At 70.5% G+C, this 12,696-nt stretch carries 9 protein-coding genes; 3 read left to right on the forward strand and 6 right to left on the reverse strand.

What is annotated here, in order from left to right; genetic code table 11:
• Nucleotides 1-102 precede the first annotated feature (102 nt).
• The gene (ppdK, locus tag B086_RS0132950) at nt 103-2,850 is read right to left on the reverse strand and encodes a pyruvate, phosphate dikinase (protein ID WP_026253010.1); all 2,748 of its coding nucleotides are present in this window, start codon (nt 2,848-2,850) and stop codon (nt 103-105) included.
• A gap of 1,277 nt (nt 2,851-4,127) precedes the next feature.
• Nucleotides 4,128-5,273: a tRNA dihydrouridine synthase DusB gene (gene dusB / locus B086_RS0132955; protein ID WP_026253011.1), complete on the reverse strand. Its 1,146-nt coding sequence runs from the start codon at nt 5,271-5,273 to the stop codon at nt 4,128-4,130.
• An 81-nt stretch (nt 5,274-5,354) separates the two neighbouring features.
• Here dusB and B086_RS0132960 point away from each other — a divergent pair, with 81 nt between their 5' ends.
• A complete protein-coding gene (locus tag B086_RS0132960; protein ID WP_018570704.1) occupies nt 5,355-6,803 on the forward strand; it encodes an MFS transporter in 1,449 nt (482 codons plus the stop codon).
• Between the two features lie 100 nt (nt 6,804-6,903).
• On the opposite strand, the gene B086_RS41415 is transcribed toward B086_RS0132960, so the two are convergent.
• The 3 genes from B086_RS41415 to B086_RS0132975 all read right to left on the reverse strand — a co-directional run bounded on the left by B086_RS41415 (nt 6,904) and on the right by B086_RS0132975 (nt 10,056).
• On the reverse strand, nt 6,904-8,166 hold the full coding sequence (locus B086_RS41415; protein ID WP_078509946.1) for a glycine cleavage T C-terminal barrel domain-containing protein: 1,263 nt from the start codon (nt 8,164-8,166) through the stop codon (nt 6,904-6,906).
• A 454-nt stretch (nt 8,167-8,620) separates the two neighbouring features.
• A complete protein-coding gene (locus tag B086_RS0132970) occupies nt 8,621-9,769 on the reverse strand; it encodes an NAD-binding protein (RefSeq protein ID WP_018570706.1) in 1,149 nt (382 codons plus the stop codon).
• 26 nt (nt 9,770-9,795) lie between these two features.
• Nucleotides 9,796-10,056, reverse strand: a complete 261-nt coding sequence (locus B086_RS0132975; protein ID WP_018570707.1) for a hypothetical protein — start codon at nt 10,054-10,056, stop codon at nt 9,796-9,798.
• A gap of 103 nt (nt 10,057-10,159) precedes the next feature.
• Here B086_RS0132975 and B086_RS0132980 point away from each other — a divergent pair, with 103 nt between their 5' ends.
• Together B086_RS0132980 and B086_RS0132985 are read left to right on the forward strand one after the other, a co-directional pair.
• Complete coding sequence (locus B086_RS0132980; protein WP_026253012.1) at nt 10,160-10,990, forward strand: helix-turn-helix domain-containing protein; 831 nt, start codon at nt 10,160-10,162, stop codon at nt 10,988-10,990.
• Complete coding sequence (locus tag B086_RS0132985) at nt 10,987-11,199, forward strand: DUF397 domain-containing protein (protein WP_018570709.1); 213 nt, start codon at nt 10,987-10,989, stop codon at nt 11,197-11,199. Before B086_RS0132980 ends, B086_RS0132985 begins: the two co-directional genes overlap by 4 nt.
• A gap of 40 nt (nt 11,200-11,239) precedes the next feature.
• Here the strand turns inward: B086_RS0132985 and B086_RS0132990 are convergent, their stop codons facing one another.
• Entirely contained in the window at nt 11,240-12,562 is a 1,323-nt protein-coding gene (locus B086_RS0132990) for a UDP-glucose dehydrogenase family protein (RefSeq protein WP_026253013.1), read from the reverse strand.
• Nucleotides 12,563-12,696 lie beyond the last annotated feature (134 nt).

The raw sequence follows: 12,696 nt of genomic DNA on the forward strand, positions 1-12,696 counted from the left end.
CTTGGGGACCGGAGTCCTCGTCGCAATCGGTAGTGAGGGTCGGGGACCACGACGAGGACTCCGGGATCTGCGGCGCCGGCGCGTGACCGGCGGTCACCGGCTCTACCGGTGGTCGCTGCCCTCCGAACCGGAGGCCGCGCGGCCCGCCTCCAGCCGGGCGACCGGGATGCGGAACGGGGAGCAGGAGACGTAGTCCAGACCCACCTCGTGGAAGAAGTGGACGGACTCCGGGTCGCCGCCGTGCTCGCCGCAGACGCCGAGCTTGAGGTCGGGGCGGGTGGCGCGGCCGGCCTTGGCGGCGGACTTCACCAGGGAGCCGACGCCGTCCTTGTCGATCGTCTCGAACGGCGACACCCCGAAGATGCCCTTCTCCAGGTACGCGGTGAAGAAGCTCGCCTCCACGTCGTCGCGGCTGAAGCCCCACACGGTCTGGGTCAGGTCGTTGGTGCCGAAGGAGAAGAACTCGGCGGCCTCGGCGATCTGCCCGGCGGTGAGCGCGGCGCGCGGCAGCTCGATCATGGTGCCGATCGCCAGCTTGAGCCGGGTCCCGGTGGCCGCCTCCACCTCCGCGATGACCTGGTCGGCCTCCTCGCGGACGATCTCCAGCTCCTGGACGGTGCCGACCAGCGGGATCATGATCTCGGCGCGCGGGTCGCCCTTGGCGGCCTTGCGCTCGGCGGCGGCCTCCGCGATGGCCCGCACCTGCATGGTGAACAGGCCGGGGATGACCAGGCCGAGGCGGACGCCGCGCAGGCCCAGCATCGGGTTCTGCTCGTGCAGCCGGTGCACGGCCTGGAGCAGGCGCAGCTCGTTCTCGTGCGGCTCCTGGCGGGACTCGGCCAGGGCCACGCGGACCGACAGCTCGGTGATGTCGGGCAGGAACTCGTGCAGCGGCGGGTCGAGGAGGCGCACGGTGACCGGCAGGCCGTCCATCGCCTCGAACAGCTCGACGAAGTCCTTCTTCTGGAGCGGCAGGAGCTGTTTGAGGGACTCCTCGCGCTCGGCCTCGGTGTCGGCGAGGATCAGCCGCTCGACCAGCTCGCGGCGGTCGCCGAGGAACATGTGCTCGGTGCGGCACAGGCCGATGCCCTGGGCGCCGAAGCGGCGGGCGCGCAGCGCGTCCTCGGCGTTGTCGGCGTTGGCGCGCACCCGCAGGCGGCGCTTGCGGTCGGCGAAGGCCATGATGCGGTGGACCGCCTGGACGAGTTCGTCGGCGTCGTCGGCGCCCGCGTGCATCCGGCCCTCGAAGTACTCCACGACCGGGGAGGGCACCACCGGGACCTCGCCCAGGTAGACCTTGCCGGAGGAGCCGTCGATGGAGATGACGTCGCCCTCCTCGACGACGTGCCCGCCGGGGACGGTCATCCGGCGGCGCTTGGTGTCGACCTCCAGGTCCTCGGCGCCGCAGACGCAGGTCTTGCCCATGCCGCGGGCGACGACGGCCGCGTGGGAGGTCTTGCCGCCGCGGGAGGTCAGGATGCCCTCGGCGGCGATCATGCCGTCCAGGTCGTCGGGGTTGGTCTCCCGGCGGACCAGGATGACCTTCTCGCCCGAGCGGGACCACTTGACGGCGGTGTACGAGTCGAAGACGGCCTTGCCGACGGCGGCGCCCGGCGAGGCGGCGATGCCCCGGCCGACCTGGTCGACCTTGGCGCCGTCGTCGAAGCGCGGGAACATCAGCTGGGCGAGCTGGGCGCCGGTGACCCGCTGGAGCGCCTCGGCCTCGTCGATCAGGCCCTGGTCGACGAGCTGGGTGGCGATGCGGAAGGCGGCGCCCGCGGTGCGCTTGCCGACGCGGGTCTGGAGCATCCAGAGCTGGCCGCGCTCGATGGTGAACTCGATGTCGCAGAGATCCTTGTAGTGGTTCTCCAGGGTCTCCATGATCTGCATGAGCTGGTCGTACGACTTCTTGTCGATCTGCTCCAGCTCGGCGAGCGCCACGGTGTTGCGGATGCCCGCGACGACGTCCTCGCCCTGGGCGTTCTGGAGGTAGTCGCCGTAGACGCCCTGGTGGCCGGAGGCGGGGTCGCGGGTGAAGGCGACACCGGTGCCGGAGTCGGGGCCGAGGTTGCCGAAGACCATCGAGCAGACATTGACGGCGGTGCCGAGGTCGTGCGGGATGCGCTCCTGGCGGCGGTAGAGCTTGGCGCGGTCGCCGTTCCACGACTCGAAGACGGCCTTGATCGCGAGGTCCATCTGCGTGCGCGGGTCCTGCGGGAAGTCGCGGCCGGCCTCGGTCTTGACGATCTTCTTGAACTTGGTGACCAGCTTCTTCAGGTCGGCCGCGTCCAGTTCGGTGTCGACGGCGACCTTCTTGGTCTCCTTGGCCTTCTCCAGCGCGTCCTCGAAGAGGTCGCCGTCGACGCCGAGGACGGTCTTGCCGAACATCTGGATGAGGCGGCGGTAGGAGTCCCACGCGAACCGCTCGTCACCGGCCTGCTTGGCCAGGCCCTGGACGGACTTGTCGGAGAGCCCGATGTTCAGGACGGTGTCCATCATGCCGGGCATGGAGAACTTCGCCCCGGAGCGCACGGAGACCAGCAGCGGGTCGTCGGCCTGGCCGAGCTTCTTGCCCATGCGCTGCTCCAGCGCGTCGAGGTGCGCACTCACCTCGTCGCGCAGGGCCGCCGGTTCCTCGCCGCTGTCCAGGTAGACCTTGCAGGCGTCGGTGGTGATGGTGAAGCCCGGCGGGACGGGGAGCCCCAGGTTGGTCATCTCGGCGAGGTTCGCGCCCTTGCCGCCGAGCAGGTCCTTGAGGTCCTTGTTGCCCTCGGTGAAGTCGTAGACGAACTTCACGCCCTCAACGCTCCCGCCCGGCGCGGGTACCTGGAGATCTTTGTTTTCCGACACGGGTCTCGACTCCTCGAGGACGCGGTGGCTGCCCTGACGGCGAGGAACATACCCAGATCAAAGGCTTGTGGGTACGTCCACTCGTGCGTCATGCGCCCGTAACCAGCGGTCCGCCAGCGGATCGAAAGTCAAGGCTTGGCAAGTCGTCAGGGCCGGATGTTTTCACTTCTTGAACGGATCTCGGCTCACAGACCCTCCCAGTCGCTCATGTGAGCGGCTATGGGCACGTGTGATTTCGATCGATGAACGATCACCGGGTGGCACCGAGTGCCACCCCTTGGAGAAGTGCAGACGGGCGAAGATCCGCTCATCTGAGCAAAACCCCTCTCAAGGGTGGCGAGAATCACGCTGCCGCACACGCTCGGATTTCACCATGCGGACGCCTGGACCGCATGTCCGGCCATACCGGGGCCACGCTCTGCGCACGCTCGGGAGGGGGTGGAGCGACGGTCGGGCGCTGCTTGGGGTGGGGTGGAGGTGAGGGCGTTGACCGGGACCCAGGGGGGGGCGGGGCGGCCGAGGGTGGCCGGGGGCGGGAGTGGGCAGGGGGCCGGAAGGCCGGGGGGGGCGGGACGCCGGGAGGCCGGGTCAGGCGGCGGCCAGGGCCGGGAGCGGAAGCGAGCCGAAGGCCGAACGGCCAGGGGCCGAAAGCCGGGCGGCCGGGGCCGAGGGCCGGGCGGCGAGGACCCGGGAGCCGGAGGTCAGGGGCAGAGCCACTGGTTCAGGCGGCAGGGGCCGGGGCGGGCCGGAAGCCGAGCGGTCGACGGCCAGGGCGGGAGCCAGCGGCCGAACGCCCAGCGGCCGGGGGTCAGGGGCACGGCGGCCGGGTCGGGCAGCCGGGAGGCCAAAGGGCGGGCGGCCGGAGCCCAGGAGCCGGGCAGCCGGGCTCCATAGACCGAGGTGCAGGGGCCGGTCCGGAAGCCGGGCCGAGGCCGGGAACGGGCCGGGGGCCGAGCGGCCAGGGGCGGGAAGCCAGGGGGCAGGGGCCAGGTGCCGGTCGCCGGGCGGCCGCGGGCCAGGAGCCAAAGAGTGCACCGAGGCCGGAAGCGGGCCGAAGGCCGAACGGCCAGGGGCCGAAGGCCAGGCAGCCGGGCCGGAGGCCAGGGACCGCGCAGCCAGGTCAGGCGGCCGGAGGACGGGCGGCGGCCCCGCCCCCGCCCCCGACCCGGCCCCAGCCGCAGCACCAGCACCAGCACCAGCACCAGCACCAGCACCAGCACCAGCACCAGCCGTAGCCACAGCTCAACCCCAGCCCAACCGCTCCCCGCACGGCGGCCTCAGCCGCCCGAGGTGTCCAGTTCCGCGTCCTCGCTGATGCCGCCGGCGCAGTCGTAGGGGTCCTTGAGCCAGCCGTCCGGGAGGACGACGCGGTTGTTGCCGGAGGTGCGGCCGCGGGGGCCGTCGGCGCCGGTGGGCCAGGGCTGGTCGAGGTCCAGCTCGTCCAGGCCGCTGCGCAGCTCGGCCAGGGAGGAGGTGATCGCCAGGCGCTTGCGCATCTCGGAGCCGACCGCGAAGCCCTTCAGATACCAGGCGACATGCTTGCGGAAGTCGATGACACCGCGTGCCTCGTCGCCGATCCACTCCCCGAGCAGGGTCGCGTGCCGCACCATCACGTCGGCGACCTCGCGCAGCGTGGGCCGCACGAACGCGTCGGGGCGGCCCTCGAAGGCCGCGACCAGGTCGGCGAAGAGCCAGGGCCGCCCCAGGCAGCCGCGGCCGACGACCACGCCGTCGCAGCCGGTGGCGCTGACCATGCGCAGCGCGTCCTCGGCGGACCAGATGTCGCCGTTGCCGAGGACGGGGATCTCCGGGACGTGCTCCTTGAGGCGCGCGATGGCGTCCCAGTCGGCCGTGCCGCCGTAGTGCTGCGCGGCGGTGCGGCCGTGCAGCGCGATGGCGGTGACGCCCTCCTCCACGGCGATGCGGCCGGCGTCGAGGTAGGTGAGGTGGTCGTCGTCGATGCCCTTGCGCATCTTCATGGTGACCGGCAGGTCCCCCGCACCGCTGACCGCCTCGCGCAGGATCGCGCGCAGCAGGTTGCGCTTGAAGGGCAGGGCCGAGCCGCCGCCCTTGCGGGTCACCTTGGGGACCGGGCAGCCGAAGTTCAGGTCGATGTGGTCGGCGAGGCCCTCCTCCGCGATCATGCGGACGGCCTTGCCGACGGTGGCCGGGTCGACGCCGTACAGCTGGATCGAGCGCGGCTGCTCGCTCGCGTCGAACCGGATCAGCTGCATGGTCTTCTCGTTGCGCTCGACCAGGGCCCGGGTCGTGATCATCTCGCTGACGAACAGGCCCTTGCCGCCGCTGAACTCCCTGCACAGGGTGCGGAAGGGGGCGTTGGTGATCCCGGCCATCGGGGCGAGGACGACCGGCGGCGCCGCGGTGTGCGGACCGATCTGGAGGGGGGACTCGGGCATGGGCATTCCTTCATTGTCCCGCATGCGCGAGGCACTTGTAACGGTCATTAGTTAACCGCACTATCGAAGTGGACTACGCTGGAACCCATGCCCGAGCTGAGCCACCGCCGACGGCTGCTGGTGCTCGCGATCTGCTGCATGAGCCTGCTGATCGTGAGCCTCGACAACACCGTCCTGAACGTCGCCCTGCCCTCCATGCAGCGCGAGCTGCACGCGAGCACGTCCGGCCTGCAATGGACCATCGACGCGTACACGCTGGTCCTGGCGTCGCTGCTGATGCTCGCCGGGTCCACCGCCGACCGCGTCGGCCGCAAGCGCGTCTTCATGACCGGTCTCGTCGTCTTCGCCCTCGGCTCGCTGCTGTGCTCGCTCGCACCCGACCTGGAGCTGCTCGTCGTCTTCCGGATGGTGCAGGCGGTCGGCGGCTCGATGCTCAACCCGGTCGCCATGTCGATCATCACCAACACCTTCACCGACCCGCGCGAACGCGCCCGCGCCATCGGTGCGTGGGGCGCGGTGGTCGGCATATCCATGGCGGCCGGACCGCTGGTCGGCGGGCTGCTGGTGGAGTCGGTCGGCTGGCGCTCGATCTTCTGGCTCAATCTGCCCGTCGCCCTCGCCGCGATCCTGCTCACCCTCCGCTACGTCCCCGAGTCCCGCGCCCCGAAGGCCCGCCGCCCCGACCCGGTCGGCCAGGTGCTCGTCATCGCCCTGTTCGGCGCGCTGACGTACGCGATCATCGAGGCGCCGGACGCGAGCGCCGCCGTCGTGGTGCCGTTCGGCGTCGTCGCGTTCGCCGCGCTGCTCGGGCTGCTGTGGTACGAGCCGCGCCGCGCCGAACCCCTGATCGACCTGCGCTTCTTCCGCTCAGCGCCGTTCAGCGGGGCCACGGTCATCGCGGTCAGCGGCTTCGCGGCACTCGGCGGCTTCCTGTTCCTGTCCACGCTCTATCTCCAGAACGTGCGCGGCCTCGACGCCCTGCACGCCGGTCTGTGGATGCTGCCGATGGCGGCGCCCACGTTCCTGTGCGCGCCGCTGTCCGGGCGGCTGGTCGGCACCCGCGGTCCCCGGCTGCCGCTGCTGATCGCCGGAACCGCGATGACGGTGAGCGCGGTGCTGTTCGCCGCCTTCGAGGCGGAGACGTCCGACCTCACCCTGGTCCTCGGCTACGTCCTGTTCGGCATCGGTTTCGGCTTCGTGAACGCGCCCATCACCAACACCGCCGTCTCCGGCATGCCCCGCGCCCAGGCCGGGGTCGCCGCGGCGGTCGCCTCCACCAGCAGGCAGCTCGGCTCGACCCTCGGCGTCGCCGTGGTCGGCGCCCTCCTGGTCTCCGGCATCGGCTCCTCGTCCTACCGCGACACCTTCGTCTCCGCCGCCCGTCCCGGCTGGTGGGTCCTGGTCGCCTGCGGCGTCCTCGTCCTCGTCCTGGGCGCCCTCACCAGCGGCCCCTGGGCCCGCCGCACCGCCGAGCGCACCGCCGACCGCCTCCAGGAGGACGAGGTGCGGCAGACGGCGGGGGTCGGCTCGGCCTGAGGCAGGAACCACCCCCGCGCCCGCGGCCGGGCGGCCGGAACGGCCCGCCGGGGGGAGCCGACGGGCCGTTCCGGCTGCCCGGGGCCGTGGCCGGGCGGCCTCACTCGATCGGGAACTCCGAGACCACGGCCGGGATGCCCGTGCCCGTCGAGTCGCCGGACGGCTTGAACACGTACACCTGTGTCCCCGGGACCGCGAGGTCGACGGGCAGGCGGGCCAGGGCGACGTTCGACCGGATCTTCGGGGCGTACGAGGCGGACGTCAGGTAGCCCACGGGCTCCGCGTCCGGCGCCGGCGCGACCAGCCAGAAGTCGGACAGGTAGTCCACGAGCGGCTCGCCCTCCACCTTCAGGCCCACCATGGTGAGCCGGTAAGGATGGTTTCCGGCGGCGATCTCGTCCCGCATCTTTTCGAGGGCGGCACGGCCGATGTAGTCCGACGCCTTGTTGCGGGGAATGTGGGACGCCAGTCCGACCTGGAAAGGAACCATCTCGCTGTCGACGTCCTGCCCCCACGCAAGAATTCCTGACGTGACCCGGTGGGGCTGGATGGGACCGGTCACCGTCAGTCCGTACTTATCGCCCGCCCGGAGAATCGCATCCCACATCTGCTCCGCGTGAATGCTCGAATTCTTCAGGTAGACTTCGTATCCGGCCTCTCCGGAGAAACCGGTCCGGGAAACGAGTACCGGAAGTCCGGCAATCTCGGTCTCCGCCAGACCGAAAACGGGCATCTCGGCGGCCATATCGCCGATGAGGTCGGCCATCAGGCTGTTCGCCTGCGCCCCCTGGATCTGGACGGGCGACACGTCCATCTCCTGGATCTGGACATCGAACCCCTTGCCGACATTCACGCCCTTGAGCCACAGCGACAGATCCGAGTCGGAGATGCTGAACCAGTACTCCTCGGGGGAGATCTTCAGCAGCAGCGGGTCGTTGATCATCCGGCCGCCGGCGTCGCAGAGCACGGCGTACGCCGCCCGCATGGACGCCAGCCGCGTGACGTCCCGCGTCACGACGTAATCGACGAACTCGGTGGCCTCGGGCCCCTGCACGCGGATCTGCCGGGCGGCCGCGATGTCCCACAACGTCACCCGCTGCGTCAGCGCCTCGTACTCGGCTCCGGACCCGCCGCCCTCGTCGGAGCCGTAGCCCCTGGGCAGATACATGCGGTTGTAGACCTCTGCGCGCCAGCATCCCGCCTCGACCGCGAGATGCCAGTACGGCGATTTACGGGCGCGCGTCGATATCAGAAGCTTGATGTCCGGTCGGCCTGTCTGCCGCAGATTGACAGGGACTGTTCTGTCCGACTGATCGACCGATGAGTAGTTGGGGTCCGCCCATTTGCCAGACTCGTTCGTCACACTATCCCCTACCGTGGCTACCTTACTCGGTGCCGGTTCATTGAGGTACGCGGCGATGGCAGCGATATTCGCTGCGAACCAGCGAATCGGACATGGTGCATTCCCGAATGTAACACGGCGCGAACCCGTGACCAAGGACCGTCTCACGGCCCTCCACCGCTTCAAAACGCGTGCCGCGCGACCGCGCTCCGTGCCGGGTGACCGGCGCAAACGCGCCGAATGCACACATGCCGTGAAGCCCGAAAGACATCGAAAGGAAACCGGAAAGACACCGGATCAACAGCCTCGCGGCGCCACCAGCGAGAACAGGGATTTCCCGAGCCCTTGTCCCCGACGAACCCGAAGACACTTTCCGGACGAAAAAATCCCGCCGCCGCCTGTCCCGTGTACGGCACTCAGGACGGCGGCGAGGACACGAGGGCTCGGTCGGGCCGGCCTCGGACGGGCGGGCCGGTCAGCGCTCGCTGTAGTAGTGGAGCCAGAGGGCGGCGATCTTGCGGCGGTCGGCCGGGGGTACCTCGTGCAGGGCGCGGGTGGGGCGGCCGTCCGCGAGGGTGCGCAGGGCCGCGAGGGTTTCGGCCTGCGCCAGGACGGGGTACGGGTCCACGCCCGCGCCGCGCGTAACGCCGACGGCCGCGCCCGCGTCGTGCAGGTAGAAGTAGTGGTCGTCCGCTTCGTAGCGGGTGACGTGCCGGGTCGCGGTGTACCTGCTGTAGTCGTCGGGCAGCCCGGAGAGGTCCGGTGCCTCCGCCGGGCCGGTCACCGACGTGACGAAGGCCCCGTCCGGCAGTACACGGAAGTCCTCGCCGCGCAGTGCGAGCACGCCCGACGCGCAGACGACGAGCGCCGCGGTCTCCAGCGCGGCCGCCCGGTCCGCCACGACGGCGTATTCCTGCGCCAGCGCCTGTGCGCGCCGCTCCGGATCGGTGTCGTACACCGTGACCCGCGCTCCCCTGGCGCGCAGCGCGGAGGCCACCGAGCCGCCGAGCCGCCCGAAGCCGAGCACCAGCGCGGGCCGGGCGCCCGGCGTCTCCCGCCACCCGCGCAGCAGCGCCTCCGCCGCGGAGACGACGGACTGCCCGAGCAGGAACTCCTCCGGCTCCCGCAGCGGGGACCGCGCGACGGAGACCACGGGGCAGGGCAGCTTCTCCCGCGCGGCGTACCGCCGGTGCCCGCTGTCGCTGTCCTCGACCACGCCGAGCACGGTTCCGCTGAACCGCTCGCACAGCACGTCGAGGGACGGCGCGAAGCAGCCGCCCGCGTCCAGCAGCACCACCGGTTCACCGGCCGCCCGGGTCTCCAGATACGTCAGCACCGTCCCCGGATCGGCGAACCGCTCGCGGGACAGCTCGTCCACCGCGAACAGCCGCTCCGCCTCGCGCTTCGCCTCACGGTCCCCGGCTCCGGAGGCGGCTCCGGAGCCGGACGCGGGCTCCGGGAGCACGCCGCGCAGGCGCGAGACCGTGCCCACCACCCGTACGAACGGGAGCCGTTCGGGCGCAAGCCGCGTCACCAGCAGCGAGGAAGGCACCAGCGAGGGGGCGAACTCCCATGCGGTGCGGGCGAAGTACGCCTCCAGCCGCGCACGTTCTCCAGTCTTCATCGGACACCTTCCCTTGATCTCGCGCTTCACAGGAACTCGCCCCGGCTCCGGGCGTTCGCGCGGGCGGTCCGCGCACGCAGGCGCTCCGCGTCGCTCACCGGCCGTACGCGGCCGGGTTCCGCCTCCCACTCGGCCCCGCCGCACACCGGCCGCAGCGACCAGCGGGAGCCGGTGACACCGCGGAACTCCCCCACGGCGTCCCCGCTTCCGGTGTCCACCACCAGCGTGCCGACGGGCGGAAGGGTGCGGGTCTCCTGTCGGTCGGCAGGACTGTGTTCGCCAGGCATGGCCGTTCCTCTCCGTAGCCATTTCGCTACCAAGCGGATTCAGCGTGGCGTAGAGTCGGTGCTCACTCAACGTGTCAGTGCTGGCAGGAGAGTTGGTGTCGCGTTGGTCAATCGCAAGGAGCTTCGACCCGAGAGCAGCCCGCAGGCAGGCTACGGAGCACAGCTACGCAGTTGCCGCGAGAACAGAGGGTGGAAGCAGGAGGATCTGGGCGCGGAGATGGGCTACTCCAGCACTCATGTCTCAGCTGTTGAAACTGGTCGGAAAATGGCAACCTTGCGCTTCTCGCGCAGTGCCGACCGGGCGCTGGGCACGGGTGACCTGTTCGAACGCAAGTACCGCGAGATCAAGCACGGGGTGCTGCTGGAGGGCTTCCCCGAGTATGTCGGGCACGAGGGCCGCGCGGTGGAGATCCGGCTGTATGAGATCGGAATCATCCCTGGCCTGCTCCAGACACCGGAGTACGCACGGGTGCTGGCCGACAGTGCGGTGGGACGGGGAGCCATCACCGTCGACTACGCCGCCGAGCGCGTCTCGGTCGTCGCCGAGCGCCAGAAGGCTCTGGAGCGGCGCCATTCCCCGATGATCTTCGTCGTGATGGACGAGAGCTGTATCCGCCGTCCCGTCGGAGGCCCCGCTGTCATGCGTGCACAGCTCGACCGACTGCTTGAGTTCGCTGAGCGCCCCAACACGGTGTTGCAGGTGGCGCCGTTCGAGATGGGCGAACGCCGCCCATTCAATCTGCCCGTCTATTTGCTGACCATGACGGACCGGTCCATGATGTGCTACGCCGAGTCGCAGACCCAGGGACACCTTGATCGCGAAACCACTTCCGTGCTGCCGCACTTGACGGCCTACCATCAGCTACAGGCGGAAGCGCTCCACCAGGCGGCATCGGTGGACATGATCAAAGAGCTTCGAAAGGGCATCCCGTGACGACGACCGACTCCCCCCGCTGGTTCACGTCCTCGTACAGCGACAACGGCGGCGCCTGCGTGGAGGTCGCCGTCAACCTCACCGCCACCCACGGCGTGATCCCCGTCCGCGACTCCAAGAACACCACCGGCCCGGTCCTCAACCTGCCCACCGGGGCGTTCTCGACGTTCGTCGCGGGCGTCAAGTCCGGGCGGTTCAGGTCCGCCTGACCCTCCGGCCCTGATCCCGGGAAGCGGCCGCTCCGAGGGGCTACTTCCCGGGACGGCCGAGTTGGTGGACCGTCCAGCCCGCGGTGCGCCAGGGCTCGGGGTCGAGGGTGGTTCGGCAGTCGACGAGCAGGGGGGCGGCGGGGCGGTCCACCAGGGCCCTCGCGTCGGCCCGCCCGTACTCGGGCCACTCGGTGGCCAGGACGACGAGTTCGGCGCCGTCGAGGGACGCGGCCAGGTCGACGGTGTACTCCAGCTCCGGGTTGCGCACCATCGCGGTGGGCACGGCCTGCGGGTCGTGGACGGTGACGAGGGCGCCGGCCTGCTGGAGGGCCTGAGCGAGGGCGAGGGCCGGGCTCTCCCTGACGTCGTTGGTGCCGGGCTTGAAGGCGGCACCCCACACGGTGACCCGGGTGCCCCGGAGAGGGCGCTCGCCCAGGGCGCGGGTGATGAGGCCGAGGGCGACGACCGTGCGGTTCTCGTTGATCACTTCGGCGGCGCGCAGGAGGTCGGCGACCCGGTCGGCGCCGAGCTGCCGGGCGGAAGCGGTGAAAGCGCGGACGTCCTTGGGAAGGCAGCCACCGCCGTAACCGATGCCGGGCCTCATCCCGCCGCTGCCGATGCGCGGGTCGATGCCGAGGATGTCCACGATCTGCGCCACGTCGCCACCTGCGGCCTCGCACATGTCGGAGACGGCGTTGATGTACGAGATCTTGAGGCCGAGGTACGTGTTCGCCGCGCCCTTGGCGAGTTCGGCCGTCTGCGGGTCGGTGACGAAGAGCGGAACGCCGGTGTCGAGGATGGGGGCGTAGACAGCGCGGATCGCCTTCTCGGCCTCAGCGGTGGTGAGACCGGCGATGATCCGGTCCGGCCGGAGGGTGTCCTGCACCGCGTGCCCCTCACGGAGGAACTCCGGATTCCATACGACGTCGACACGGCCGCCCGCCGGAGCCAGCCGCTGGGCGAGCGCCGTGACACGACGGGTCGTGCCGACGGTGACGGTGGACTTGCCCACGATGGTGCAGGGCCGGTTCAGATGAGGGGCCAGTCCCCGGACGGCGCCGTACACCTGGCCGGTGTCGTAGGAGCGTCCGTCGGCGTCGATGGGTGTTCCGACCCCGATGAAATGCAGGTCCGCGCATGCGGCGGCGTCACGGATGTCCGTGGTGAACTTCAAGCGTCCGCTCGCGGTGTGGCGGGCGAGCAGTTCGGGAAGTCCGGCCTCGTAGATGGGGCATTCGCCGTTGTTGAGCCGGTCGACCTTGGACCGGTCGACGTCCACCCCGATGACCTCGTGCCCGAGGTCGGCCATCGCCGCAGCGTGCGGGATACCGAGGTGACCACAGCCGATCACGGAAACACGCATGGCAGGTCCTTGTCCGTCGGAGGCACACCGTGCCCGGTGCGCCTTTGGACGCTATCGGTGCGTGAGCGGGGCCGGGAGCGATCCGTGTCCGCTCAAACGTCTAAGCGGAGAAGTTCAGCCAGACGGAGCAGTGC

The organism is Streptomyces sp. PsTaAH-124 (assembly GCF_000373685.1).
Lineage (GTDB): Bacteria > Actinomycetota > Actinomycetes > Streptomycetales > Streptomycetaceae > Streptomyces > Streptomyces andamanensis.

What these genes read in the sequence shown, in the direction of transcription:
- dusB (WP_026253011.1), bottom strand. Translation starts at nt 5,273, where the DNA reads ATGCCCATGCCCGAGTCCCCCCTCCAGATCGGTCCGCACACCGCGGCG.
- B086_RS0132960 (WP_018570704.1), top strand. Translation starts at nt 5,355, where the DNA reads ATGCCCGAGCTGAGCCACCGCCGACGGCTGCTGGTGCTCGCGATCTGC.
- B086_RS0132970 (WP_018570706.1), bottom strand. Translation starts at nt 9,769, where the DNA reads ATGAAGACTGGAGAACGTGCGCGGCTGGAGGCGTACTTCGCCCGCACC.
- B086_RS0132975 (WP_018570707.1), bottom strand. Translation starts at nt 10,056, where the DNA reads ATGCCTGGCGAACACAGTCCTGCCGACCGACAGGAGACCCGCACCCTT.
- B086_RS0132990 (WP_026253013.1), bottom strand. Translation starts at nt 12,562, where the DNA reads ATGCGTGTTTCCGTGATCGGCTGTGGTCACCTCGGTATCCCGCACGCT.